The 26605-nt window shown below is 42.7% G+C and carries 21 protein-coding genes; 11 read left to right on the top strand and 10 right to left on the bottom strand.

What is annotated here, in order from left to right; translation table 11 throughout:
- The first annotated feature begins 344 nt into the window (after nt 1-344).
- On the top strand, nt 345-947 hold the full coding sequence (locus F6K64_RS21440; RefSeq protein ID WP_287266274.1) for a Uma2 family endonuclease: 603 nt from the start codon (nt 345-347) through the stop codon (nt 945-947).
- A gap of 13 nt (nt 948-960) precedes the next feature.
- On the opposite strand, the gene F6K64_RS21445 is transcribed toward F6K64_RS21440, so the two are convergent.
- Nucleotides 961-4677, bottom strand: coding sequence for a DUF7379 domain-containing protein (locus F6K64_RS21445; RefSeq protein WP_287266275.1), 3717 nt, complete (start codon nt 4675-4677; stop codon nt 961-963).
- A gap of 443 nt (nt 4678-5120) precedes the next feature.
- Between F6K64_RS21445 and F6K64_RS21450 the strand changes: the two genes are divergently transcribed.
- Entirely contained in the window at nt 5121-5258 is a 138-nt protein-coding gene (locus tag F6K64_RS21450; protein ID WP_154659939.1) for a hypothetical protein, read from the top strand.
- Between the two features lie 97 nt (nt 5259-5355).
- On the opposite strand, the gene F6K64_RS21455 is transcribed toward F6K64_RS21450, so the two are convergent.
- Nucleotides 5356-5610, bottom strand: coding sequence for a hypothetical protein (locus F6K64_RS21455; protein WP_008189203.1), 255 nt, complete (start codon nt 5608-5610; stop codon nt 5356-5358).
- Nucleotides 5611-6250: 640 nt separating this feature from the next.
- Entirely contained in the window at nt 6251-9820 is a 3570-nt protein-coding gene (locus F6K64_RS21460; protein ID WP_502708057.1) for a WD40 domain-containing protein, read from the bottom strand.
- 866 nt (nt 9821-10686) lie between these two features.
- On the opposite strand from F6K64_RS21460, the gene F6K64_RS21465 reads away from it, so the two are divergent.
- The 5 genes from F6K64_RS21465 (at nt 10687) to F6K64_RS21485 (ending at nt 13991) form a co-directional block, all read left to right on the top strand.
- The gene (locus F6K64_RS21465; RefSeq protein ID WP_287266278.1) at nt 10687-11343 is read left to right on the top strand and encodes a helix-turn-helix transcriptional regulator; all 657 of its coding nucleotides are present in this window, start codon (nt 10687-10689) and stop codon (nt 11341-11343) included.
- Nucleotides 11344-11441: 98 nt separating this feature from the next.
- Nucleotides 11442-12212: an RNA polymerase sigma factor gene (locus F6K64_RS21470; RefSeq protein ID WP_287266279.1), complete on the top strand. Its 771-nt coding sequence runs from the start codon at nt 11442-11444 to the stop codon at nt 12210-12212.
- Nucleotides 12182-13258 (top strand): tetratricopeptide repeat protein, encoded by a 1077-nt coding sequence (locus F6K64_RS21475; RefSeq protein WP_287266281.1) that lies wholly within the window; start codon nt 12182-12184, stop codon nt 13256-13258. The genes F6K64_RS21470 and F6K64_RS21475 overlap by 31 nt, the downstream gene beginning before the upstream one ends.
- 53 nt (nt 13259-13311) lie before the next feature.
- Entirely contained in the window at nt 13312-13629 is a 318-nt protein-coding gene (locus tag F6K64_RS21480) for a hypothetical protein (RefSeq protein WP_287266282.1), read from the top strand.
- Complete coding sequence (locus F6K64_RS21485) at nt 13626-13991, top strand: aspartyl protease (RefSeq protein ID WP_287266285.1); 366 nt, start codon at nt 13626-13628, stop codon at nt 13989-13991. The genes F6K64_RS21480 and F6K64_RS21485 overlap by 4 nt, the downstream gene beginning before the upstream one ends.
- A gap of 143 nt (nt 13992-14134) precedes the next feature.
- Here F6K64_RS21485 and F6K64_RS21490 read toward each other — a convergent pair whose 3' ends face one another.
- The 3 genes from F6K64_RS21490 to F6K64_RS21500 form a co-directional block, all read right to left on the bottom strand.
- Nucleotides 14135-15706: a beta-1,3-glucanase family protein gene (locus F6K64_RS21490; RefSeq protein ID WP_287266288.1), complete on the bottom strand. Its 1572-nt coding sequence runs from the start codon at nt 15704-15706 to the stop codon at nt 14135-14137.
- Between the two features lie 74 nt (nt 15707-15780).
- The gene (locus F6K64_RS21495; protein ID WP_287266289.1) at nt 15781-16374 is read right to left on the bottom strand and encodes a phage tail protein; all 594 of its coding nucleotides are present in this window, start codon (nt 16372-16374) and stop codon (nt 15781-15783) included.
- 160 nt (nt 16375-16534) lie between these two features.
- A complete protein-coding gene (locus F6K64_RS21500; protein WP_287266292.1) occupies nt 16535-17590 on the bottom strand; it encodes a RhiA family protein in 1056 nt (351 codons plus the stop codon).
- A gap of 105 nt (nt 17591-17695) precedes the next feature.
- Here F6K64_RS21500 and F6K64_RS21505 point away from each other — a divergent pair, with 105 nt between their 5' ends.
- Nucleotides 17696-17923, top strand: coding sequence for a hypothetical protein (locus F6K64_RS21505; protein ID WP_287266295.1), 228 nt, complete (start codon nt 17696-17698; stop codon nt 17921-17923).
- A 118-nt stretch (nt 17924-18041) separates the two neighbouring features.
- On the opposite strand, the gene F6K64_RS38320 is transcribed toward F6K64_RS21505, so the two are convergent.
- Nucleotides 18042-18485, bottom strand: coding sequence for an AbfB domain-containing protein (locus tag F6K64_RS38320; protein WP_071103999.1), 444 nt, complete (start codon nt 18483-18485; stop codon nt 18042-18044).
- Between the two features lie 437 nt (nt 18486-18922).
- On the opposite strand from F6K64_RS38320, the gene F6K64_RS21510 reads away from it, so the two are divergent.
- Nucleotides 18923-19180 carry a type II toxin-antitoxin system ParD family antitoxin gene (locus F6K64_RS21510; protein WP_287266296.1) on the top strand — a complete coding sequence of 86 codons (258 nt, stop codon included), beginning with the start codon at nt 18923-18925 and terminating at the stop codon, nt 19178-19180.
- A 354-nt stretch (nt 19181-19534) separates the two neighbouring features.
- On the opposite strand, the gene F6K64_RS21515 is transcribed toward F6K64_RS21510, so the two are convergent.
- Nucleotides 19535-19747: a hypothetical protein gene (locus F6K64_RS21515; protein WP_287266298.1), complete on the bottom strand. Its 213-nt coding sequence runs from the start codon at nt 19745-19747 to the stop codon at nt 19535-19537.
- A gap of 1110 nt (nt 19748-20857) precedes the next feature.
- Here F6K64_RS21515 and F6K64_RS21520 point away from each other — a divergent pair.
- Nucleotides 20858-21160, top strand: coding sequence for a hypothetical protein (locus tag F6K64_RS21520; RefSeq protein WP_287247909.1), 303 nt, complete (start codon nt 20858-20860; stop codon nt 21158-21160).
- 39 nt (nt 21161-21199) lie between these two features.
- Nucleotides 21200-22312, top strand: coding sequence for an FHA domain-containing protein (locus tag F6K64_RS21525; RefSeq protein ID WP_008177896.1), 1113 nt, complete (start codon nt 21200-21202; stop codon nt 22310-22312).
- On the opposite strand, the gene F6K64_RS21530 is transcribed toward F6K64_RS21525, so the two are convergent.
- Entirely contained in the window at nt 22254-23540 is a 1287-nt protein-coding gene (locus F6K64_RS21530; RefSeq protein ID WP_008177898.1) for an ATP-binding response regulator, read from the bottom strand. The genes F6K64_RS21525 and F6K64_RS21530 overlap by 59 nt on opposite strands.
- A 4-nt stretch (nt 23541-23544) precedes the next feature.
- Complete coding sequence (locus F6K64_RS21535) at nt 23545-26277, bottom strand: CHASE2 domain-containing protein (protein ID WP_008177901.1); 2733 nt, start codon at nt 26275-26277, stop codon at nt 23545-23547.
- Between the last annotated feature and the right edge of the window lie 328 nt (nt 26278-26605).

Below are 26605 nucleotides of genomic sequence, written 5' to 3' on the forward strand. Positions count from 1 at the left end.
TGGAGTATAGTTTTTCCAAATTGGAAGGGTCTCTATTTATTCATCAAGAGAATCTATTTACTTTATGAAGAGATTATTAGTTTTGTAATAAATCTTTACATATCGCCTTGGCAGACAACCCCTAGGGCGTGTTTTCAAAGTTTTCCGCAAGATATTAGATCCCCCCCAGCCCCCCTTATTAAGGGGGGAGCCATACTCAAAGTCCCCCTTTTTTAAGGGGGATTTAGGGGGATCTCGGAGTTTGAAGACAACCCCTAGGGTCATGGGCGGATATATCTTTCCCCTCTTGTATCCAAGCCTTTTTATGCAATCAGCGTGTTTACAAACTAGATACAAACCCTATAATGACTAGGCTACTCATTCAAACCCAAACTGTCCCTGTGATGGTGAATCTTCCTGGGATCATCCCCATGACTGCTGCCCAGTTTTCTGAATTCTGTTTAGCCAATCGAGATCTACGAATTGAGCGCACCGCCAGTGGAGAAGTTGTGATTATGCCCCCAGTCTTTTCCGATACAGGCAATCGGAACCTTAAAATTGCTCAACAATTGGCTAACTGGGCTGATCTCGACGGTACGGGTGAAACCTTTGACTCCAGCACCGGCTTTACCTTGCCCAATGGAGCGATCCGCTCTCCAGATGCCTGTTGGATTAAACTGGAGAGCTGGAATGCCTTAACCGAGGAACAGAAAGCTTCCTTTGCCCCCATTTGCCCCGACTTTGTGATCGAGTTACGTTCCGCCAGCGATACACTCAGTGCCTTGCAAGACAAAATGCAAGAATACCTTGATAATGGCACATCACTGGGTTGGTTAATCGACCGCCACAACCGGAAAATTTACATTTATCGTCCTAATCACAAACCAGAGATTTTGGACAATCCTGAAACCGTTAGCGGTGCTCCGGAACTGGCGGGTTTTGTGCTAAAAATGACCAAGATTTGGTGAAAACAATTTACCATCATTGACCTAAATTATCGCTTAGTTGAGATTGATTACTAGGTTCGGTATTATTGGATGGCTTTAATACCAGCCAACCCACAATAGCCGCGACTAATACCCCAACTACCCCAATAATCCACCATTTCAGTGCTTTGTTTTCTGGAGAATTATTAGTAATAATATTAACTACAGGATTTGCAACTATAGTATTTGTAGCAGCAGTTTTAGATCCAAAGTCAGAGTTATTTTCTAGGGCTTGAATCACCGCCTGAGAAAACGCAGTTAACCCCACTGGTTCAGCAAAGTAAACCAGGTGATCGCAGCCGATTTCCTGGATTTGCGGTTGTGGATTCCGGTCTGAACCTACGCTTTTTATACTTTGTACTGTAACAGCGATATCATTGGGTTGCTCAAAGAAAGCCATAACTACAGCTTTATCAAATAACTTCTGCATTAGTCGTTGCAAGGGACTAGAAGTTTGATTGGCTTCTGCTTTCAGGGCGGCAGGAATAATAGATGTATTACCAGCAATAATTGAGTAAGGTACTTTGGGGTCGGGACTTGCTGCTAATTGTTCCAAAAACTCAGAACCAGGATGCATCTGGTCTAGGGAAATATCAATAGTTTCAATCTCATCAACAAACCGGTTAATAGCCTTAAGCAAAATCCCCATCACTGGTACTGGCCAAGTAAATTCTGACAGCCCATTTAAACCGATACTTAAGGTAGCTAATGCCCAATCTTCAACCGTAGACCAAGGGGAACCAGCATTGGGTGTACCCAGCATAATTAAATGCCCAACTACCTGATTACCTCCTTCTCGTTCAATAAACCAACGAGAAACCAACCCTCCCATGGAGTAGGCGACAATGTGAAAAATTTTACCGTGGTTCTCCCCTAACCCTACAGCTTGTAGTCTCTGCTTCAGCAATTTAGCATTCTCTACAATTGAGGTATTTATAGTCTCATAATCATAGGTAAGCACCAGATCATACAATTCGGCCAGGGGTTTTTCTGTTCCATCCACCTCAACCTGGGCGGAGCGAAGGCTGGGCAGCAAGCTCTTGGTATTGCCAATAATACCGTGTATGTAGAGGACTATGCGTTGGGCTTGGGCAACCCGCGACTTGACTTGTTCAACATCTCTTGTATAGTTGACCACTCCAGAGCCAGTGACATCCGCTGCTGCCAAAATTGGGTAATTAAACTCTAGCCCCAGTTGTTGAAACACTACTTTTTGGAAGAAAATTCGGATCGAACCCCCCAAGCTGCGGCTACCTTCACTAATTGGTTCTGTTAACCGTTCCAGTAAAATCTCCGTTTTGCCCTCCGGGGTAGACCGAGCCCGTCCCAAAGGCAGGAAAAACTCCCCATCGTAGCTAATGGGTAACAGTTGTTCATTAGAAGCAAGGGGTCGATCAACAATAACTTTCAGGGGATTTTTCGGTGTAACGGCTGACGGATTTTCCACCTCAGTTAATTCCAGCGCGCTTAAACCAGGATCCGTTCCCCGACTGCTAGTAAACTCAAATGACTCAATGCCCGGATGGTCCTCCCGCAGTATCGGTGGTAACATATGATTACCTAAATCCCTGGTTGATTGGGTGAGAGTGGTTAGACGTGCCTTTGCTCTAAATTCGGAATGGGCGTATAGGGCGGAACCTACTCCCAGAAAGACAGACTCGTCCCCTGTGGGAATAGGAGTACTGTGTAGAGGACGCACGGTAGTAATGCTAATTTGGCTAGTTAACCAGTCATCATAGATTTCGTATTCTTTTGGTCTGCTGGGGAGGTCACGAGCTGGAATCCTTTGCATCAAGCGGTTCAGGGTACCATGACCGCGATGGGCTGTAGGCACGGGACGTTGAGGTAGGTCAAGTTTTGGTTGTTCGAGCAAAGTGGCATCAAATTCCGTGGAGCAGACAATCAGTTTGAGAATATCTTTAACTTCCGTAATCCCCGCTTGTTGCCATAGTTGTTGGGGCACCGTAGGACAAATCGGATTGCCGCGATTAACCCAGACTTGATCTCCCTCTTGCCCCCTTGGTTGCAGAAAAATTCCGCCCCCATCTAACAACTCAGCTGAGACGGCGTAACGGTCGGTTAAATCGAGCAGGGCGCAATAAAGCGGCTCATTACTGGTGTTTTTCAGCTTAATTTTCAATGTGGGCGATCGCCACCTGCCATTTTCCTGTCGATATTCCAGGCGAATGTCAGTATCTAGCAAAGGTTGCCCATCCTGCTGGTAAATCAGCATTTGCACAGCATCGGGGCGAATGCGGCTGGTAGCTGGGCTGGCCAGTTCAGTGATAGTCAGCCAACGGGTGATATGTTCTAATCGCTGAATCGCCTGCAAGGCAGTGGCATCGGTGTAACCTGAAATGGCAGCCACTAGAGGACGGTCATCCGCTGGTCGTGTAATTAAATAGTTACCGTCACGAGCCAGTAACTTAAACTCGGCAGCTTCAGGGGTTGCCACTTCCCGAACATACAACGAAGGCTGATTGTGACCAGTGTTGAGCAGGGTGCTACGGGCTAATTCTACACCAGCTGATTCTCCTGACAATAAAACCCCTTTCGGTGGCAGGGGCAGACTAATGATCACTGCTTTCCAGGTCATTTCGGGATCTAAATCCCCAATACCACTAATTTGAACTTTACTCAGCTGGGGCATTACTGCCAAAATTTTTGCCTCACCTACTGCCGTTGAGAGTTGACGTAGTTGTTCTATAGGGGTGTCAAAGGGAAATAAGGCAAGTATTGTAGTCTGATCTCGAACCGGTTGAGAAATGCCGTGAACTGCACCACCATCAATCACCCAGTCGTGGTTTTTGTCATAGAAGACAGTAAAGTAGGGTGTGCGGTTAGCGATCGCACCGCCCAGAAAAGGTTGGTCTAAATCATTCAACTCCGTCGCTTCGATTTGGGGAGATTGGGCGTTGATCTTACTGCGGACTAGGGCATTGACACGCTTGAATAAATCCCGATAAGTCAGGCTGCCATTGGCTTTCTTTAAGGTATCCAGTAAAAAGTAAGAAAACGCACCTCTTGGTTGGCCATTGCTGTTGAATTCTTTCGCCGTCTCACTATCTCGACAAGCGGCTAGGACGATATGTTTTCCTGTAGGGAAACTCCAACCACTAGGATTTTTTTCTGGGCTGAGGGCAGCTGATAATTTGTCAGTTTCACTCAAGGAGAAAATAAAACTATCCCAGGGTCGCTGACGTTTGTCGGTGGAAGTTTTACGAATTGCTGTTTCTGCTTCTAGTTCGCCACGGGTTGCAGAACCCGAGTGACAGCAGTCTAAAATAATAACAGTGTGGGGGTTGTTCTGAGCTACCTCAGAAATTAGCTTGGCTAACTCTTTATCAGCCAAGTCCCAACCCCCCTCAGTGCGACTGTCATAACAGACTAGAGTTTCATCCAATCGGTCTGGTTCTATTGTCCAAAACTCTTGTGGGGCTTGCTCTTGAGAACCATGTCCCGCGTAGTAAAAGAAAGCAACATCTTCACGGCTAGCTTGACACAAATGCTCCCGAAAACCATCAATAACTGCCTTACGGGTAGCATCTTGATTCAAGAGTGTGCGGATGTGAAGTTTATCTCCATCTGCAGCGACCCGCCCTTGCAAATAGTCCTGTATTTCTAGGATGTCATTGACACAGCCATTCAAAGAAGGAACAGGACTGGGATATTCATCAATAGCTACCAGCAGCCCATATATATTGTAGGTCATGGCATTCTCTTAATACTTATTGAAGGAGTTCCAGTTTTGTTAATTCCTGATTGAGATCCCCCTAAATCCCCCTTAATAAGGGGGACTTTTTCATCTAATTCCGTGCTTAATAAGGGGGAATTTTTGCTCTAATTTCCTCCTTCATCAGTAGCACTTTTTGCTCTAATTTCCTCCTTCATCAGTAGCACTTTTTGCTCTAATTCTATCCTTCATCAGTAGCACTTTTTGCTCTAATTTCCTCCTTCATCAGTAGCACTTTTTGCTCTAATTTCCTCCTTCATCAGTAGCACTTTTTTATCTAATTCTATCCTTCATCAGCAGCACTTTTTTATCTAATTTCCTCCTTAGTTAAGGGGGGTTAGGGGGGGAGCAGGTCAAAGTTGCAGAACAAAAGTACTATGTACCATTAGAGCAAGCTTAAACCCATGAGGGGGCTATAGATAATGTACAAATATTCGGCATTTGTGACATGCTCCCCTGATGACCTATTACCCATTACCTATTACCCATTACCTATTACCCATTACCTATTACCCATTACCTATTACCCAGATAAGCGTACAAATGTTCTGCATAAGTGACATGCTCCCGGTTAGGGGGGATCTATGTACCTAATTACAAAGGTGACATGCTCCCGGCTGAGTTGGTCAATTCTCGCCCAAGAATATAACTCCTGGATTATAAACCTCTATCGGTTTTTCCTGGAGAACGCTCACTAGTAGTTGGATTAGATTCTGGTGCGGGAATTTCTTTAGTGTCTTGATTATCTGTTTCGACATTTTCATCACTCGATTCAGCTTTTACTTCAGCTTCTTCAGGAGTTGTTACTGTTTCCTGAGAGTCGGAGCGAGCGTCCCCTAAGGGGTTAGTATCGCCAGATGTATTTTCTACTACTTGATCTTCAGAATTTTGGTTAGGTTCTGTATTTTCCATAGCCACTTTTTTTAACCCCAACTGATATGATACAGGGTAAGCGCAAGACTCAATAAAGAGGAATTATTGGCGTTGCTGATTCTGGGTATGATTGAGCCCCCCTAGCCCCCCTAACCCCCCAATACTGCGGTGGGAGCAGTGGCGAATTTAATTCGACGACTGTAAGCGCACCGGGGGGGGAAGAGCACGGATGCAACGCTATTTTACAGATGGGGACCAACGGGGGCTTTCCCAAAACCAGAGGATTTAAATTAATACTTCAATTCAGCAACGCCGAATTATTCTTAACAATAGCGATAAATAAGCGCTATAGTGCTAAGAATCAAGGCTTACTATGGTCATAATCCTTGCCCTAGATCACATTTTGGCTGAATATTTCTTGAGCTTACCCTGCTGTATGATAATAATCTCTATTTATACTATAGCATATTAAGAGCTGATTTGTCAAGGGATATAGAACCATTGCGCTGCCAGGCTTTAATTCAGGGTATTTTGAGCCCTGAATTAAAGCTCCTGACTCCTCGGATAGGTAGGGTACTTGCGTATACAAAAAATACCAATTCAAGTAGGGTGGGCAAAGTAATCTCCGACAAGAATACTCCAAAAAACCAAACTGTTTTTGCCCACCCTACAAGCTGGCTTAGCCTTTCTCTACTGCACCTAGAGCTTTTAACGTGTTTTTCTGAGGTTTTGTTAACCCAATGGCGTTTTTAATATTCATCCCTTCATAGGGTCGATCAATTCTCAGGGTTTTTACACATTTACCGGTTTCCACATCCCAAAGCTTAATGGTTTCATCTTCGCTGCTACTCACTAACACAGGACGATTAGGACTAAAGGCAATTGACCGGACTGCTTTGTGGTGTCCCTGAAATAGTTTAAGAACAGTACCTGTAGTGATATCCCAAAGTTGAACAGTCTGGTCATCACTGCCACTGGCTAAAGTCTTGCCATCTGGACTAAAGGCAATGGTTCTGACTCGAGATGTGTGACCGGATAAGGTTTGTAGACATTGCCCCGTCTCAACATCCCACAGTTTAATCGTCTGGTCTCCACTGGCACTCGCCAGCAGATTTCCACTGGGACTGAACACAACCGATAAAACCCAATCCCCGTGACCTGGCAATGTTTGTAGACAGCTTCCCGTACTGACATCCCAAAGTTTGATAGTGTTGTCATGGCTACCACTGGCTAGGATTTTACCGCAGGGACTGAAACTAATAGTTTTGACATGGTGAAGATGCCCTTCTAAGGTGTGCAGACATTCTCCGGTATGCCAATCCCAAAGCTTTACGGTTTGGTCACGACTGCCACTGGCTAAAATTTCTCCCTCTGGACTGAAGCTGACCGAATGCACCCAACTATCGTGTCCCCACAGGGTTTGCAAACACTCTCCTGTATTTGCATCCCAAAGTTTGATAGTTGTGTCGTCACTGCTACTGGCCAGAATCTGATCGTCTTTGGGAGCAAAGGTAACGGATGAGACCAGATTAGTATGTCCTGACAAGATTTGTAGACATTGCCCCGTCTCAATATCCCACAATCTTACCCGTTGGTCTTCGCTGCTACTGGCCAACATTTCACCATCTGGACTAATAGCAACGGATAAGATCCAATTACTATACCCCTCCACTGTTCTTAAACATTGTCCTGTGTGGATATCCCATAACTTCATGGTTTGGTTTTCACTCACACTCAGCAAGGTTTGACCATCGGGATTAACAGCAACCAACCAAATTCGTGAAGGGTAGCTATTACCTAAAGGGGAATTGCTATACTCGTGCAACGTTTGCAGACATTTCCCGGTTTCCACTTCCCAGATTTTAACCGTTGTATCCTCACTACCGGTGACCAGTGTTTTACCATCTGGGCTGAAAGCAACTGACCACACATAACTGTTGTAGTCTGGTAAGGTTTTGATACACTCACCACTGGCTAAATCCCAAAATTTTACCGTTGTGCCATCACTTCCAGTTACCAATGTTTGTCCGTCTGGGCTAAGGGCAATCGATAATATCCAATTGATGGAGATTTCTAGGACTTGCAGGCAAGAACCAGTGTTGACATCCCAGACTCTCACCGTTTGGTCTTCACTGGCAGTGACCAACCTTTGTCCATTGGGACTGAAAGTAGTAAAAAATACCGGATTCCTATGGCCTGACAAGGTTTGCAGACATTTTCCGGTGTGAACATTCCACAGCTTTACCGTTTGGTCATGGCTACCACTGGCTAAAATGTCTCCCTCTGGACTAAACCCTAGGGATTGCACCCAACTGGTATGGCCTCGCAATGTTTTTAGACATTGCCCGGTCTGGACATTCCACAACCTGATGGTTTGGTCGTTACTACCACTAGCTAAAATTTCTCCCTCTGGACTAACAGCCAGGCATTGCACCCAAGCCCTATGACCATTGCAGGTAATAATTTGTTTGATATTGGCAACATCCCACAACCAAATCTCATTATCCACACTGGTTGCCAGGAGTTTCCCATCTGGGCTAAAGGTCGCTGATAAAACTCCTCCTAAGGTGCGAGTCAAAGCCGACTTACTTAAATCGGCATTGGAAAAGTTGACTCCATGCAAATTCATGCCCTGTAGGTAAGCTTGCCAAACCGTTAAGTTAGAAAAATCATAGCCAGTCAGGTCAAGATTAAGCTGCCAGAGTAAATTGAGAACATTCCCCCCGGCATATCCTGGTTTTCGAGGGGGAAAAGACTTCAGTTTTGATAAAATTTGATTCAAATAGTTTTGCACATTTTCCGAGAGACCAAGCAGGTTGAGTAGTTGCTCGGTAATCGGTTTTAGAATCAGCTCAATTTGGGTAGTTCTCAGATAATCTTTGGCTTGGGCTTTGATTAAGGCACAGCGCTCCAATAGTGCTATTTCTCCCGTTTGAATTTCGCAGAAAATCTGTTCAATTAAGCGATCGCTGACATACTCCATCACCACGGGTTGTTGAGTAAATTTACCCGAGGTCTTCTCAATCAGTGACCGCAATTGGAGAGATTCTAAGGTTTCTAATAAATGTTTGAAGGAAACCGCTGGAATACTGTCCCGTTGTAGCTCCTTAAATGAAACCAATTCTCGATTAATTGTCAACCAGTACATCACCTGTTTTTCTAACGTTGACAAGCGATTAAACTGCTGATCGAGTAAATCGGAAATATCACCAAATACAATAGTGCCTTCTTCTAAAAACTGAGCCACGTCGCCGTCAAACAACTCATAAATTGTGGTGGAAACAATCTTCAACGCTAAAGGATTGCCTGCATAAAACTTTATCAGTGCTTGACATTCTTCTTTTGATACAGAAAAGCCTTTTTCTGCGAGAATTTTTTCCCCTTCTCCCTCGGTTAAACCAGGTAACCTCAGGGAACGAATGGGAGCATTTACACCTTCTTTATTTCTAATTTCTCTGGGTTTCTCCCGACTAGTCAACACCAGACAACTTTGATGGTTAGTCTCCCCCCAGCTTCTGAGCAGCTGCCCATAGCCTTCATATCCTGGGCGATAGGCTCCTGCCCGTTGGTCAGGGGATAGAATTGACTCTACATTATCTAAGATGAACAAACAACGCTCTGCCCGCAGATAGTCGATTAAACAGGATATTTTACCATCTAAGCTTTCTGGTAAAGTGGTTTCTTGCTGATGGGACAAAAACCCAATCAGGTCGGTCAAAAGCTCGTGAATGGGTGGCGCATTACGCAAACTTCGCCAAATCAGGTACTGAAATTCCGATTGTAGAAGCTGGGCTAACTTGACAGACAAAGTTGTTTTACCAATTCCACCCATGCCAATTAAGGTAATCAGTCGGCAATGGTCACTAATAATCCATTGTTTGAGTGTGGCTAATTCTTCCTTGCGCCCGTAGAAATTGGTAACATCAATTGCTTCTCCCAAGTCTTGGCGTTTGCTAGAGCTTCTGATCTGTGGGTTTTGAGCTACAGTCTGGGATATTACATCATCTACAGCCTGGGATGGCAGGTCAAAATCTAAATTGGCAATGGCTCTCCATTCCAGTGCCAATTTATGACAAATTTCTTCAAAAGTAATATAGTCAACGGGTTTGCCAGTTAGGAAGTTGCTAACTGTGGCTAAGGCAAACCCCACATCTTCAGCCAAAGCCCTCTGGCTCGGAAAACCGTTACGCCTGACTGCCAGTTTAACTTTTTCAATGCACTCCTGACGAACTTTGAGCGACCTGGGCATGGCTGATGGAATCTTGAATGCCGGAATTATACCATTGACAGACGAAAAGTCAGTCACAAATTATTCACAAGTTAGTCACAAGTCAGATCATCTCAGGCGGTAAGTCAGTATGCAGTCGGGTTTTATGAATATATAGCAATTTAAAGCAAAAGGCAATAGGCAATAGGCAATAGGCAATAGGCAATAGTTCTTTAGGGTGCGTTAGGGCGTGTTTTCAAAGTTTGTCGCATGATTATGATCCCCCCCAGCCCCCCTTAAAAAAAGGGGGGAGCCATACTCAAAGTCCCCCTTTTTTAAGGGGGATTTAGGGGGATCTCCGAGTTTGAAGACACTCCCTAGGGGCGCTCACCCTAATTTTCAGCCTCAAGCCCCGGGTTAGGTTGCTGCCCGTAACGCACCACTGAGTCAAACAACTGCTATATATTCTAGTAATTTTATCCTAAAGAAAACCATGAATGTGCTTTATAAAAAACTATTAGCCAGAACAACATTATGGCTAGTGTTGGAAATTTTACTCAACTTCCTTGGACTAGATAACCTAGCTGATTACAGCGAATTTATTTTTGATAATAATTTCAGCATTCAGCATTCAGCATTCAGCATTCAGCTTATGCGCTATGGGCAGGGTTAACTAGGAAACCAGAATAAAACAGTTCAGCATTCGTTTAATTTGAGTGAATTCACAGCGGTTGTGGCCAACGGCCAAGAGCTTTTACCCAGACTTTAAATTATCATTAATCTCGAACTATTCAATTCTACCGTTTCGCTATGGGCACGCTACGCCAACCAGGTTTATTTTAAGCTGAAGCCTGATAGCTTAATGCTTACGAATAACCCCAATTAATTTATCATAATTATATTTCACCATGACTAATCAACAACTCTTGACCAAAACCATTGGTATTGATGTTAACCAAGTTGCTGATTCAAGCAGTGAAGAAGCTACTAAAGCCGAAACCAGTAAGCCCGAGTTAAATTCAGACGAAGGTTTGCCATTACTGATCAAAGCAATTATTGAAGGCTTTGTTGATGGGGTGCTGATTATAACTACTAACCAAGAGTGGTTTCATGCCAATGAGTCTGGACGTCGAATGTGCTCTCAAATCTCTCAAGGTAAGTCACCGATAAATTCTATTCCTGAGCCAATTTGGCGAGTTTGCCAATCATTAATTGATAGTCGTGAGTTGTTTAGCGATCGCAAACTAATTATCGAAGATGAAATTAAAGTGAATAAGTCAGTTGAGTTTCGGGTTAGGGTGAGATGGTTAACCTTAGAATTATCCCGCGACCCTTATCTGTTAGTAACCCTAGAGAATAAACATCAATCTACCAAAAATTCCGCTATCACTGATGTTATTAACTATGGACTAAGTCAACGGGAGGAGGAAGTCTGGTTACTAAAAAAAGCCAACTTGACTTACGAAGAAATTGCCCAACAGCTATATATCAGCCTCAATACGGTTAAGAAGCACCTGAAAAAAATTTACGTTAAACAAAAAGAAGTGATGCAGCATCAAAATTAATATATACAGCGTTTTTCGTAGCTATGAGGTACACAGAATTGTTTCCCGATTCCCGATTCCCGATTCCCGATTCCCGATTCCCAATTCCCTAAAAAAAAATGAAAACAGAAACAAAATTAGACGATATTAATCTATTAAAACGTATATCTAAAGGCGATCGCACTGCCTTTTGGAAATTATGGCTACTCAATCAAGACTATCTTTACGGTCGGTGCGTAACTTGGATGGGAGGCGATCGCACCAATGCTGAAGAAGCATTAAGTTTGGCCAGAATCAAGGCGTGGGAGAAACTACCACACCACGCCGAAAAAATTACTAATCCCAAAGCATGGCTAACTCGAATGACTCATAACCTGTGCGTGGATCTGCATCGAAAACGCCACAAAGCTGCAATCGGTATGGAGAGCATTGAAGAAATGGCAGTGGGAGAACACCAAACATTAGCGTCTAGTCAGTACTCTCCTGAGTCAGCTATTCTCCGTCGCGAGTTAAAAATGTACATCTGCCGTGAAATAAAGGCTCTGTCTCCCCAACTGCGAGAGCCTTTTGTGCTGCATTTTTACCAAGATATACCCTACTCAGACATTGCTAAAAAACTTGCTCTATCGGTGGATAGCGTTTACAAACGCATTCAAAAGGGGCGAGCAATTATGGAAAAGCACTTAAAGCGGTATCTATCAGGAATGGATGATTATCCTCCTTTGTTAAAAGAAGTTGTAAAAGATGATTTTTTCGATGAGTTTAAAACTCATAAATCAGTTACTTCATCTCAAACTCCGACGACAGAGTGCAAATTTGAGCAAATTAATGATCAGATTAATTATCAGGTAACAGCGATATGTCTAGAAACACTACCCCCTGTTTGGTAACCTTATCCCAGTCTTCATCCCAGTCTTCAAAGATCGAGTTAAATGTAAAACTGGTATTAGATAAAAAAAACACCCGAAAACAGCAGAAGTTGAAAACCTTAACTAACTATGTGCAGCAGTATCCCTCTGGATGGAAAAAACGGTTGGAATTGGCTGATTTACTCTATGAAACTGGAAACTGGGAGCAGGCTGTTAAGGAGTATGACCAAGTTATTCAGCGGCAACCTCAATTAATTCAGGTAAGGTTGAAACTCGGGAAACTTTTACAGTTGATGGGAGAGGTGGCTAAGGCAATTGAGGTTTATCACAGTGCTTTGCCATTATCCAGTAATGTTGCTACTGGGCATCATATCCGGGGTTTGATAGAAGTCTGTCGCCGTCAGCCAGACAAAGCAGTAAAAGCCTTTGAGACAGCGGCATCTTCTGAGCCAGAAAATCCCTCTCACTGGCTGGCATTGGGGCAAGTTGAAATGAAACTGGATCATCCTCACGCTGCTTTGAACGCTTTTGATAAAATCTTGTTACTTCAGGCAGATGATATTGTGGCTTTGATTCACAGTTATGACGCACTCCTAGTAGTAGGTGATTTTCAGTCAGCAGAGTTGAAGTTAAGTCGAGCAGAAGAGTTAGCTCCTGGTGATTACTCAGTTTTAAAACGACGCTTGGCCTATCGTTGCCAGATGAAATTAGTATTGGGTAAGGAAGGGAAGCAGACTAAAAAGATAGTTAATGCTGTATTGAAACTGGCTCCCCACTCCGCTGATGCTCATAAGTTGCAGGCTGACTATTATCGGTTGCGAGGAGAATCAGCAAAAAGCCTGGCTATATTGAAGCAGTTTACTGAGGAGTATCCAAATAATCCTAATGGCTGGTGTTATTATGCCCGGTTTTTGTCTGACAGGGGTGAAAATAAGAGGGCGGTTGAAGCTATTGAGAAAGCTGATCATCTATACCCGAATAATTGGCTAGTTTATGGAGCATTATGTAATATTTTGAACAAGTCACCCCTTATGCCTTTATTAGCAGGAGAGGGTGAAATAACTTGAGGAGGGATATATTTGTTATTATAAACCTATCTACAGCGTTTTGTATCACTAAAATGACACAATCATCTTCCCATCACACTGTAAGGCGAGGACGGGTTTTTCCGGAGAAACGACTGTCTCCTGAAGAAAAAGCCAGAATTAAAGCTGAAGATGCAGTATTTTATAAGCGTTGTCGAGAGGTCTTTGAGCGAGTACAACCAGAGTTGATTCAAGAGCATTATGATTGGTTTATTATTATTGAACCTGATAGTGGGGAGTATTTTATCGATGAAAATGAAAAGGTAGCGCTGGCAAAATCACGTTCTCAACATCCACAAAAAAAATGTATTATTATGCGAATTAATGAAACAGGAACTTGTGGAACAATATGATCCAAGGGGAATTTAATAATCGAGGAGAGTTGTTTTTTGAAGTTGGCTTGATCTCTGCTGATGGAGAGATTGTTCCCGTAATGGCGATGTTAGATACAGGGTTTACGGGTTGGTTAGCTATTGATAATCAAGATGCAGATAGTTTAGGGTGGAGAAATTATAACTATACAAGAGATATGCAAACAGCAAGGGGAGAAGCACAGTTTAATTTATATGAGGCCAAGGTGGTTATTGAGGAAGAGGAGTTTACGGTTGAGGTGTTAGGAGGGAATGAATTGGTGAATATTATTTTAGGTGTTTTGTGGTTACGAACAAAGCGTTTAGTTGTGGATTTTCCCATGGGAGTGTTAACCCTAGGATAAGTGATTGGCCTATGGCCACGCTACGCGAACACACTGATAGTTAAAGAGGTGCGTTACACTTTGTTAACGCACTCTATAAGATCAGCGATCGCACTAGTGCTTCGTCAACTTCAGATTAGCGAAGTTGTAATTGTCTTGAAAAATTATTCATTGAATGCCGTTAATGTAAGGACAATTTCTGTTGGTGAAGTATCAACGAGAGTGCTACTTTGGTCACACCTATCATCATAGGAAAAAGCATAACACTTTCCATTAATACTCAATTCGTGCAAAATTTTGGCATAGTAATTGGTGATTGAATTGAGATAATATGTAGATGGATCACACCAAGTTGATGAATCACTATTCAGCAAAATTGTTCGATTCAATGCTGATGACACTTGATTTTTAATATCTCCATCAATGATTTGATATAAATCGCTACCAGTCGGGTTAAAAACACCATCACAACCAAAGACATTATCAGAGGTTGGTTTTTTAATTGTATGTTTGGTATTACCTGGCGTTGTGACAAAGTTAAAGACGTTATTTTCATCAACACTTCCCGTTGAAATATAGGTCGCACCATTGTACGGTAATGCTTGCAGCGTTAATTCATTGGTTTTATAATATTTCCAACATTGGTCAATATAAGGATCAAAGTAGGTTGAATCAAATGTGGAATCTTTTTGCGGTGCTAGGATTCTTAACTGTTTATTATCAGCAGTGCGAATCAGTGATTTAAAGGTAGCATTTGCTTGAAATTCAGAAAATACTTTACTCCTCGACACCGAGAACCCTACACTCTGGGTCTTATTGCCTATTAGTTTGGCAGTAATTGGCAGCCCGAAGAAATCCACGCAAGTCGTATTACAATAAATTATATTGTCTGGAGTGTAGGTAAATTCAAATTTATCAAAAATGATATTATAATTGGGATCTGTTGCTACGTTAAATGCTGGACCTACAAAGCCATCATCCCAAATAGGAACAGTTAAAGGTTTACCAATCGAGAGCCAGCATCGACCAGAAATAAAGGGTGGAGAGAAGGTAATTGAGGCTTGAGAAGCGAGGTTAAAAAATGGAACATCTACTTTCTGATCCATTGGGGGAGCTTTTTGCCAATTACCGTTAGTATCGATGAATCCCCATTTGCCTGATTGTTGTCCAATGATACCGAAATAAATATCCTCATCCTTGTACTGAACCGTACTATTGACAATCGATAACTTCAATTGTTGATATGGGGTAAAATTGCCGGTGCTGCGTTTTGCCAAAGCAACTAAATTAGCATGAGCCTTTGACAGAAACAAGTGGCTCTGAATCAAGCTGCTGATGGAATTATTGGCAGCTAACGCCGGGGGTTTTCCTGGAGTTACGACTTGTCCTCCAGTGGGAGTATCTGTGACAGGGTAAGGCACTGCATCCACTTCAATCAAAACTTCACTCTCTTGTTCCTTTACATTCCATAGCACCGAATCTTCAGTGCTTTTAATAAGCTCTTCTTGGTTGTAAATATTGAAGTATAGATCGGGTTGTCTGTCTGAAAATAATTCTCGGAAGTAGGACTTATCGAACGACAGTTGAAAAGTACCATCAGCTTTGGTCATTGCACTGCCAAGTAGATCGTCAATTATGAGATCCTTATCCCATGCTTCGACACGTAAACCAGCAACCCCCTGACGAGTTTTATGTCCAATTATACGACCAGAAATGTGAAATGTTTTGTTTGTCATAGTATTCTTCCTTTTCAATAGGTTTCTAAAATCCTTTCGTTGCCTCAAACCAAACTACAAGAGCTGAAAACGTACTACCTATACTTGATGATGTAGTTAACCGAAATATTTTTGGGTCGAGTTTCGTACATACTGATGCGAGCAGGGTTATTGGGAGGATCGTTTGTCTGCTTCATCTCGGATGGTATACCACCTACAACAACAGGGCCTTGTTGTGCTTGTGCCGACAGTCTTAGGGTGTTGTAGTTGTGTTGATGTTCTTGAAAAGCATCACACTGAAGTGAGCCGATACCGCTACTTTTACCACTGCCGTCTGGACCAATTCGTTCAGCAGCTTCTGGATCTAATCCAGAGCCAGCATCAACTCCTCTCATAAATAGTCCACGGTAATCAGGGAGTCTAAATTTATCGTTCCCTTGTGTTCCATAAAGTGTTCCGATAACTGCAAATAGTTCAGGGTAGGCATCTATCTCAAGGTAGCGACCATCACACAACATCCAACCTGATGCTTCAGGGTAGATGATGGGGATGTCGGCATTCAAGCTACCGGCTTGTGCATCTTGGCTTGAGCAACCCGATGAAGGGAAAATATTGTTCGCATCGCCAGTGACGGGATGGATTTGCCCAGCAAATGGGCAGACTGTACCAATAGGAACTTCATTTAGCATAATTTCTCCTGTTTGATCTCTTTGATATGGCTTTTTTGATGGTGATAACAGCTATGAATCCCTAGCTCCCTCTCCCAAGCTTGAAAGAGGGGTTAGGAACTTTGTTAAGTTTTGATTCAAACTTTGAACATAAGCCTAAAAGCTATTCATAGCAATGCTTTCAGCAGCTTTGGAACTTGGTAACAGCTTCCCTTGAGGCCGATGTATAACAGCTTAAATCTGTGTAAGAGACACTTGAGGAGTCCAAAGACGCACACTTCTCTGCCTGTAGTAATGATGTCGGTGCATTGTCTTCAATTGCTTTAACAATTGCATCCATTGCAGTAGCACAGGCTAACGCTGATTGGCCTACAACTTTAAATGTACATGCAGCGCGATCAAAACTAGAAAAATTGTCAATGACAACCCCTGCTGCATTAGCAATCAAATTTTGGTGGCTATACGCCCATTTTGCTACTGTTAAAGCACCAAAAAATAACGTGGCAGCAAACGTATAGTTAATGTCTAGTCCAGGAATACCTTTTTGAACTTCACTATCGTCCAAGACTTCATTGAACTCAGAACCAATTGATCGGGAAAGTGTTTGAACTTGTTCATAGTTAGCAACCAAAGCGTTCTGATAAGTAAGGGCTAGCTTAAGCGTGGAACCATCAAGTGTGGCAGTCAAAACAGCTTTATTCATTCCAGATGGAAATTGAACTTTCAATGGACCTACTATTACATTACTGGATATCACTGTTCCTAAGACCAAGTCGTTAAATATACCTACATAATACGTGGGAGTTACCTTAAACTGACCACCACTACCACTATAAACGTCTCGCTTGTAAACAGATGCATCCCCTGACATTCCTATACCAACATCAGCTAATTGGTTTGACTCATTGTTAATTACAATTAACTCTGGTTTTTCTGCATCCCCATCCGGTTCAAGCTGCTGAACACCATCCTTAAAAACAACCTTCCACTTACTTCCTAATGAGATATTATTTAACTTTTGGGATGCTTTATAAACACCTACTCCTCCGGTTTGTTTGTAATTAGCGAGAGCAACAATATATTCAATATCCCAATCAACTCCAGATTCTCCACTTCGCGGCACTGTAGTTTTTTTCCAAGCTACACTGTCTAACCCTATTGAGTCGGGTATTTCTTGAAATACTACCATAGTCCAAGTGCGATCTGTTTGGTTCTTAAAGTCAACAGAATAAGTCATTTGATTAGTCTCCAAATTGAGTTATTGGTTTTTGTTGGAGTTTGGACAAAATGCTAATTTCTGTCCTCTGTCCTTACACCCTTAAGACGATCTCAAAACCCAATTTTGGAATTTTTCGAGTTAGCACCAATTTTTTTTCTCGACTCACCCCATTTAAACCCACTTCAAAACTCAAAACCCTTTTGTAAGCTAACTTGTAGTCGTTTCAGTGTGTTGGTTGAGAAAGGGATGCTCGTCAGCCGCTACGCGATAGCCGCTACGCGATCGCTCAATTATAAAAAGCAGTCAGCAAAAAAAGCGATCGCCTATCTTGTAGCGATCGCTCTAATTTAGATGGGTTTATCCTGTACCCCTAAGGGTGCTTTTTGTAATAGGGGTCTCAGCTCACGGGGTGACAACCCCGTCAGGGTTTACCCACCTGTTTGTCGAGTCTAATTATTACAGCTTTGCTTCACTGAATAAAACCTTTGACTATACTAAAGGTGGTATCTCTCTTAAAGAGTTCACTGCCATCTGATTGATGAAGGTACAATTGATAATTTTGATGCCTTATGTAATAACCAGGATAGTTAATTGACTCAAAAGAGAAGCCTCCATTTCCATACAATCCTGGTACGATTTTGAAAGTTGCATCTTTTCTGAAAAGATCGCTTCCATCCGATGTATGTAGTTTGATTTCGTAATTTTGATGTCTCAAAAAGTGATCGGGATAATTAACAGACCTAAAAGAGAAATAAGCTTCGTTATCTAGCCCCGGGACTAATACAAAGCTCGCGTCTTGTTGGTCTAGCTCAGATCGAATAGGTTCAATGTAGAACATGAAACCCTTGTGGCGAATATACCGATCAGGGTAATTCACAGACTGGAATGACGAATTCATCATTTCTTTCTCCATTTATTAATTTTAGACTTTGGACAAAATTTGAGTTTCTGTCCTCAGTCTCTACACTCTTAAGACGATCTCAAAACCCAATTTTGGAATTTTTCGAGTTAGCAGCAATTTTTTTCTCTCGACTCACCCCATTCAAGCCATTGCAAAGCCCAAAACTCTTTTCTCACCTAACGTGTAGCTGTTGCAGTGTGTTGGTTGAGAAAGGGATGCGTGCCCATTGAGCCGCTACGGGAACCCATTACTGATAGTTAAACAGGTGCGCCCACATCGGTTTCGGGAAGCTTGTCACCCAGTCAGGCCAGGGCACAGGCTAAGTAATAACAACCGTTAACATAGGCGTTGGAGTTGGATTGAGTGGGGAGCCAGTCTCTACATTGACAATCCATTGGCAATTATTGACAATGTAGCTATAAACAAGCAGTAAGCAACTAAGTATCCCAATGGACACAATGAACATTGCCCTGCCCTCGGAAATGAAAGAGTTTATTCAAGCTCAGGTAGCCGTAGGGGGTTATAGCAGCGCTAGCGAGTACATTCGAGAGCTAATTCGAGCTGACCAAAAGCAGAAAACTAGATACGCCCTAGAAATGGAAATTCTCAAAGGACTAAGTAGCGGAGATCCAACACCGATGACAGCCCAGGATTGGGAAGATATTCGCGCCAATATCAGACAGCGGTTTGACCAATCCGGGAAATAATAGCGTTTCTCATATTAATTAGGTACACAGGATTTTTTCCCTACTCCCTATCTCCCTATCTCCCTATCTCCCTATCTCCCCACACTCCCGACTCCCTAAAAAAAAATCGGTCAAGTTTGGGTTAACCCCAATCCTTGACCGAATTCTGTACTTTAACGTTCCACAAATACAGCTGAGCTGCACTCAACTATCGATAATTTCAGATCAACTACGGCATGATTCCCGAGTTACTCAGCAACTGCTGGAAAGCAAGAACATCCCAACTCATTCTGCTTCATGCCGCTTAATTTTCCTCCAAAAAACATCCTTCACAATTCCTGATTTGCCAGGGGGCAACCCTGGCAATATCCTATCTTAATCTACGTAAAAATATCGAATCAAAAAGGTCATAACCTCACCAGGCTTTCCGGTAGGCTCCGGAGTGCTCCACTCGTCTGGCTCCGCATACTTAAGGGAATAAATGGCATTAATTGTATTGCGAACCTTTTCAGGAGAACCCACCAATAAGAGCTTGGCTTTCTTGGGTTTAGAACCTTGGTTGTCAGAAGGAGGAAAATTGTTACTCATCTGAAATTATCAATGGAGTTTTTGTACATTATTAATTTATCAATAAATTAAGCCAGTGTCAAGGGGTTTAGAAATTTTTTTTTATTAAGAAATCGGGAATCGGGAATCGGGAATCGGGAATCGGGAATCGGGAATCGGGAATCGGGAATCGGGAATTTGCAATAGAGATTAATCGTAGGGTGGGCAGTGCTTGAGAGGGATAAAATTAGCTTGTAATCGGTTTAGGCACTGCCCACCGACATTAAATTAACTAAAAAATAGAATCGGGAATTTGCAATAGAGATTAATCGTAGGGTGGGCAGTGCTTGAGAGGGATAAAATTAGCTTGTAATCGGTTTAGGCACTGCCCACCGACATTAAATTAAGTAGAAAATAGAATCGGGAATCGGGCATCGGGAATCGGGAATATGCAATAGAGATTAATCGTAGGGTGGGCAGTGCTTGAGAGGGATAAAATTAGCTTGTAATCGGTTTAGGCACTGCCCACCGACATTAAATTAACTAAAAAATAGAATCGGGAATTTGCAATAGAGATTAATCGTAGGGTGGGCAGTGCTTGAGAGGGATAAAATTAGCTTGTAATCGGTTTAGGCACTGCCCAACGACATTAAATTAACTAAACAATAGAATCGGGAATCGGGAATCGGGAATCGGGAATCGGGAATCGGGAATTTGCAATAGAGATTAATCGTAGGGTGGGCAGTGCTTGAGAGGGATAAAATTAGCTTGTAATCGGTTATTTAGCCACTGCCCACCGACATTAAATTAAGTATAAACTAGGAGTTAATTGTCTATATTTTTGATAACCCTAATCGTAGGTTGGGCATTGTTTTATACCGATACTATCAGCGTGTAATCCGTTGGTTATGCACTGCCCACCAAGATCAAATTCACTAAAAAATAGATAAAAATAATCCTAGGGTGGGCAGTGCCTAAGACCGATAAGATCAGCTTGTAATCGGTTTAAGCACTGCCCACCCTACATCTACATCTTCTCTAGATTTTTAATAAGATTACTGGTCAGGTGGGCAGTGCCTAATACCAATTCAAACCCTGACAATCCTTTTGGTACCCACTGCCCACCCTACATCTACATCTGAAGAATGAAGAATGAAGAATGAACAAATTCTAAAAGTGCGATTGACCTTAGGTCACGCTACGCGATGCTCGGTACGAGCCGCTACGCGATCGCAAAAATGGTTTGTGCTAGGAACCCTCCAACCTCTCCCCATCTCCCCATCTCCCCATCTCCCCATCTCCCCACACTTCCCCCTTCTAAACAACCCGATATATTGTACTCAAGTACAAACCGTTATAATTGATTCAGTCAGTTTCAGTAAATCCCTGTCCCACATTCATCTAGCTATTGATCAGGCAGCATTCCATCGGACTATCCTGTCGGCGGAATGCTAAAAAAAGCACTACTCCCATCACTCTTCTAAACAAAATCTAATGTCTGGTAACTCACCCCCACTGATTCAAACCCTGACCCCAGACCGTTGGGCAGGATGGAGCATGGACTTTATCGGGGCAGGCTATATTGCTTTATTTGTCAAAAATGGTCGGTGTGTGCGGGTATGGAAGCCAGGGCGTCATGTCAGCTTCGCCCTACCCTGGCTAGAAAAATGTGAACTGCTCCTAGTAGACAGCAAACTCCGGCACTTGCCCATTACCTCCCAAGGAGACTTTCTATCCCGGGATCAGTATCTTGTCAATGTCTCTTTGAATGTAATGTATCAAGTGGTAGATGCCAAACGAGTTGCCCTAGAAATATCTGACCCCATTGCTGCCCTAACTAGTGCCGTTAAAGATAGTTTAGGAGTAGCAATTAGTCACCTAAGGATGGAACAGTTAACCAATCAGGGACGAGTAGAAGTCCGACAATACATTCTCGACCATGTTGACGTTTACTATACCGTAGGCTTTTCCATCGAAGATGTGCGAGTCAGTGACATCAGCTTTCCTAACACACGGGGGATAATTCGTCAAGTCGAAGGGATGAGTGCTCGACAGGAAGCAGAACATGAAGCCGTCCTAAAAATGCAGATTGCCAATGCTGGTCGCCCAGAACTCTCCCCACCACCAATCCAGCAAGTCAATATCCTCCCTGGTGGAGAAGCTAACTCTAAACACTCCATTGTCAATCAGGAAGTACCTAGGGCTACAATTCCAGACGAATCAGCCGCCACACCCAGTCTGCCCATTCGCGATCAACCAGTACTTGCCCCAACCGTACTTTTTTCCAATCCTACCCCAGCAAGCAAGGGGCGTTTAGTAAACCGTTCATCCGGTGCCATGATTGTTTTGTCTGCTAATCCTTTCACCATTGGCAGAGAACCCACGAACACCCTAGTGTTAGAAGATGCGATGTGTTCTCGCAACCATGCCCAAATTCTCCAAATTCCAGAGCCTCAGGACAAAGTGCGCTACCAAATCATTGATGTGGGTAGTTCCAATGGTACTTTTGTGGACCAACAGCGGCTTAGTTCCCATCAACCCTTTTGGCTTAGTGCAGGAAATGTGATCCAGATTGGTAATCAGGAATGGACTTTCCAGTTACCTTGAGCAGTTGATCCGCATCTAATACTCTACGAGGCAGCATTACCGTAAAAGTAGTGCCAACGCTAACATCACTGTTTAGACTAATTGTCCCACCATGAATATCGACACATTTTTTGACAATGGCTAACCCCAGTCCAGTACCAGAAATATTTTCTACATTCGAGCCTCGATGAAAAGCATTAAATAGATTATGTTGCTCTTTCCTAGGAATGCCAATCCCGTCATCACTCACCTCAAAAATAACTTGGTTATTTTGACAGGTAAACTTGATCAAAACCTTGCCTCCATTAGGGGAATACTTGATGGCATTGTCAATCAGATGGGTAAGGATTTGCAGTAGCAGCTTAGAATCAAACAACGGTCGCCCACAGTCTTGATCAATGTTTAAAATCAGGTGATGTTTATCACCATAGTGCTGTTGCATGTCATCCACTAGATCACGCACAAATACCCCTAAATCCAAAGGAGTAGGCTGAAACTCCAGTTGTTCAAATTCTGCCTTATTCAGGAACATCACATTACCCATTAAGTCCGTTATCCGTTGAACAGCTGCTCGGATCCGTTGAAAATGTTGGCTTTGTTTAGATTTATCCCATCGATGGCAGTAAGCTTCCAGCAGTTCAGAACTGGAGAGAATGCTGGTCAAGGGCGTGCGGTACTCATGGGAAATGGCTATGATCATCCGAGATTTAAGATGATTGAATTCTTGTTCTTGGGCTAGAGCTTTGCGTAGCTGAGCTTCTAATTCTCGCAGTTGCTGGTTTGCCTGTTGTAGATCAGCAGTGCGTTCCGCTACCCGCTCCTCTAAGTACAAATTTTGGTCTTCTAGTTGTTTGGTCAGGAAATGCAGTTGTAAATGCACCTTGAGACGGGCTAACACTTCTTCAGTCTGAAACGGCTTGGTGATGTAATCTACAGCCCCCAGGGACAAACCTTTGATCTTATCAACCGTGTCATTCAGAGCAGTCATAAAAATCACTGGTATTTCATTAGTTGCCGGATTAGATTTCAGTCGGCGGCAGGTTTCAAAACCATCCATTACCGGCATGATTACATCTAACAAAATTAGATCTGGTGTTGCATATTCGCTCTGATCGATAGCCGTTTCACCATCAGTTGCTACCAATATTTCCCATCCCGAATTTGCGATCGCTTCCGACAACACTTTCAAATTCGTGGGATTGTCATCAACGATCAAGATAGTGGCTTGATCAACTTTAGTGATAGTCATGGATTTACCCCCTGAACGATTTTATAAATTCCCGAATTTGCTTAACCTGAAAGCTAGTTGCTAATTGCCTTAACTCCTTGGCAAAATGCCGATATTTTTTATCGCTCTGTTCCAGTTCAACCAAGGTTTTATCTATGCCATGGATATTGCCTCTTTTGGCCAATTCAAATAGCTGATCAATTACCTCAGCTGGTGGAGCAAAAATTTCACCTGTCTCCAGTGATAGATTTTCTGAAGTTATACTTTCTAGGTTGTTATTATGTTCATAAATCCAATTAATTTTTAAATATTTTTGTAACTGATTAAAAAGATAATCCATGTTAATTGGCTTAGATAAAAATGCATCAGCTCCAGTCTTTATACTGTTTGTTATGTCAGTTTCAAAGGCACTAGCAGATACAACCATAATCACTACATTTGGCAATTGCTGTGATTTCCTAATAGCACCGATCATTTCCAATCCATCCATAATTGGCATCACAATGTCTGTCAAAATTAAATCGGGCTTAATTTCTGTTGCTTGCTGATAACCTTCTTGACCATTACTTGCTTCAAAACAACGAAATCCAATCGACTCTAGTAGGTTAATGAGTAACGAGCGATTGTTGAGATGATCATCCACTATTAGTATGGTTGGACGTTTCCCTTTAATGCCAACAATATTGCTGCTGTCTACGACTGTTTCTTGCTGGGGCGATTCGGTAGTGGTTGCTAGTTCCAAATCTAGCCAAAACCTACTTCCCTCACCTAAGGTACTTTCCACTTTGATTTCACTCCCCATTAGGGAAATAAGCTTCATACTAATTGCCAATCCCAAGCCAGTGCCTTCTGATTGTTTTTTAGTATCTCCTACCTGCTCAAACGGCAAAAAAATCTTTTTCAATTGTTCTGGAGTCATCCCGACACCAGTATCTTCAATTTGAAACCTGATTGTGTGGGAAGGGTCACCATTCAACGATGAACCGATTAAACTTACTTGAAAGGTCACACTTCCAGTATCAGTAAACTTAATCCCATTACCCAGTAAATTAATTAAAACTTGCCGCAGGCGTTTTTCATCCCCATAAATACCCACTGGCAGCTGAGGCTCGGCATGGTAAATAAACGATATACCTTTTTGCTGGGCACGAATCCGACAAATTTCTACCACGCCCATCAAGAATGAAGTAAAATGAATATCACTTTTGTGCAGCTCTAGTTTCCGAGCTTCAATTTTCGATAGGTCTAAAATATCATTGATTAAAGTAAGTAAATGGGAGCCACACTGGTGAATAATACCGATGCCATCCAGGTCTGATTTACTTATATTTGAAGAGCGTTTGAGGATTTGAGCGTATCCCAGAATGCCATTGAGGGGAGTGCGCAGTTCATGGCTCATGTTAGCCAAAAATTCGCTTTTTGCCTGGTTAGCAACATCAGCAGCTACTTTGGCTGTTTCTAATTCTTGAGTGCGCTCCTTAACTTTGACCTCCAGAGTGCGAGAATAATCTTGCAATTGCTGGTTAGCTTGTTTCAATTGCCATTGATTCTGGGTATTAGTTCCTAAAATCGCCGATAAACATAGAGCTATTAATGGGGAAATTACAGGAATCCACCAACCTGTTAGAAAGACTAAATAGCTACCACCGACAATCATGCCCCCTGTCATCAAAATACTCAGAATTAATTTGCTCAGGAGATGTTTTCTTAACCAGTTAGTCTCTGGTAATACCCAACTTCCTACGGCTCCGATCAACGAACAGCAAAAAATCCACAGCCCCTGTGCGTTAACATACCATACTCGCAGCAGAAGTCGTCCATCAAGTGCTGCACTCAACATCTGGCTGGCGATATTGGCATGAATAACAACACCAGGCATTTCCTGAACGATAGAGCTGAGACTGCTATCATAGGGCGTCGGAAAAATGTCGTTAAGGCTCGGTGCAGTCATACCAATCAAAACAATGCGATTGTACAACTGCTCCGGCGAAATTCTATTGCTCAGAACATCACTGATTGAAACTGTATTGAAGCGCTCCTGGGTGCCACGGTAATTCAACAATATTTGGTAGCCTCCAAGATCTGCACCTTGATAACCAGCATTTTTCTCGGTTAGATTGAAAAATCTTGCTTGACCTAATTGGTAATACTCGCGCCTCCCATCGATTTTTTTGAGATTGATTCCTTTGGCTTGAAGATACATCAAGCTCAATCTAACCCCTAAAGTAGGTATATCCTTACCGGATTCATCTGCTGCTGATATCAAGCTTCGCCTTACTTTACCATCCCCATCTAGCACCAAATCTGCTAGAGCAACTTGATCTCGTTGTGCTAAGGTCGGAGGTGGGGCAACTCTTTTATCCCTCACGAGGGACTTCACTCCAATCAAGTTGGGTGTGGACTTCATCACCTCAACGAACTCCTGATAACCAGGTTCCACTGGAAAATCGCGATAAATATCCAGACCAATACCTTGAGGCCGGTATGCTTTAATTTTTGTGATTAACTCAGCTAAAACAGCATCAGAAATCGGCCATCCTCCCAGTTGAGTCAGATCCGATTCATCTATGGTGATAATCACAATGCGATTATCAATGTCTTCAACCGGACGCAGGCGAAAAAATTGATCCAGGGTAGCCCACTCCAGTAGCTGGAACCATCCTGCCGTATCCAAAACAGTGACTAGTGCAGCCACAACTGGAGCTATTATAAATACAAAGCGCCATTGCTTCAAACGCTCTTTAAAGTGAAGCCACATTCCCCTTAGTCAATCTCTAATCTAGGTCAGGTTTGTTCTCTACCAACCTTGGTGAGAAGCCTATAGGCGCTTCTATTGGTTGGCAGGATTCCAGGAATAGCATCGACCGGTAGAACTGCTTTTGTGGTGAGTCACTAACCCGTCGATAACTTACCTACAGAGTTCCCAGTAAATCCTGACTAAGTAACAGTCTTGAGAAAAAAAGCAAAAAAGGGATAAAAATTGACGTTGCCCAATTATGGAATGATTGAGGCTAATTGGTAATGGGTAATTGCTAACTGACTCAACTATAGCAATTATCATAGCTATGAGGTACACAGAATTTTTT

The organism is Moorena sp. SIO3A2, from assembly GCF_010672265.1.
GTDB lineage: Bacteria > Cyanobacteriota > Cyanobacteriia > Cyanobacteriales > Coleofasciculaceae > Moorena > Moorena producens.

Coding starts and splice junctions, on each gene's coding strand:
- F6K64_RS21440 (WP_287266274.1), top strand. CDS start 345: ATGACTAGGCTACTCATTCAAACCCAAACTGTCCCTGTGATGGTGAAT.
- F6K64_RS21445 (WP_287266275.1), bottom strand. CDS start 4,677: ATGACCTACAATATATATGGGCTGCTGGTAGCTATTGATGAATATCCC.
- F6K64_RS21450 (WP_154659939.1), top strand. CDS start 5,121: ATGTACAAATATTCGGCATTTGTGACATGCTCCCCTGATGACCTATTA.
- F6K64_RS21455 (WP_008189203.1), bottom strand. CDS start 5,610: ATGGAAAATACAGAACCTAACCAAAATTCTGAAGATCAAGTAGTAGAA.
- F6K64_RS21460 (WP_502708057.1), bottom strand. CDS start 9,820: ATGCCCAGGTCGCTCAAAGTTCGTCAGGAGTGCATTGAAAAAGTTAAA.
- F6K64_RS21465 (WP_287266278.1), top strand. CDS start 10,687: ATGACTAATCAACAACTCTTGACCAAAACCATTGGTATTGATGTTAAC.
- F6K64_RS21470 (WP_287266279.1), top strand. CDS start 11,442: ATGAAAACAGAAACAAAATTAGACGATATTAATCTATTAAAACGTATA.
- F6K64_RS21475 (WP_287266281.1), top strand. CDS start 12,182: ATGTCTAGAAACACTACCCCCTGTTTGGTAACCTTATCCCAGTCTTCA.
- F6K64_RS21480 (WP_287266282.1), top strand. CDS start 13,312: ATGACACAATCATCTTCCCATCACACTGTAAGGCGAGGACGGGTTTTT.
- F6K64_RS21485 (WP_287266285.1), top strand. CDS start 13,626: ATGATCCAAGGGGAATTTAATAATCGAGGAGAGTTGTTTTTTGAAGTT.
- F6K64_RS21490 (WP_287266288.1), bottom strand. CDS start 15,706: ATGACAAACAAAACATTTCACATTTCTGGTCGTATAATTGGACATAAA.
- F6K64_RS21495 (WP_287266289.1), bottom strand. CDS start 16,374: ATGCTAAATGAAGTTCCTATTGGTACAGTCTGCCCATTTGCTGGGCAA.
- F6K64_RS21500 (WP_287266292.1), bottom strand. CDS start 17,590: ATGACTTATTCTGTTGACTTTAAGAACCAAACAGATCGCACTTGGACT.
- F6K64_RS38320 (WP_071103999.1), bottom strand. CDS start 18,485: ATGGAGAAAGAAATGATGAATTCGTCATTCCAGTCTGTGAATTACCCT.
- F6K64_RS21510 (WP_287266296.1), top strand. CDS start 18,923: ATGGACACAATGAACATTGCCCTGCCCTCGGAAATGAAAGAGTTTATT.
- F6K64_RS21515 (WP_287266298.1), bottom strand. CDS start 19,747: ATGAGTAACAATTTTCCTCCTTCTGACAACCAAGGTTCTAAACCCAAG.
- F6K64_RS21520 (WP_287247909.1), top strand. CDS start 20,858: ATGAAGAATGAACAAATTCTAAAAGTGCGATTGACCTTAGGTCACGCT.
- F6K64_RS21525 (WP_008177896.1), top strand. CDS start 21,200: ATGTCTGGTAACTCACCCCCACTGATTCAAACCCTGACCCCAGACCGT.
- F6K64_RS21530 (WP_008177898.1), bottom strand. CDS start 23,540: ATGACTATCACTAAAGTTGATCAAGCCACTATCTTGATCGTTGATGAC.
- F6K64_RS21535 (WP_008177901.1), bottom strand. CDS start 26,277: ATGTGGCTTCACTTTAAAGAGCGTTTGAAGCAATGGCGCTTTGTATTT.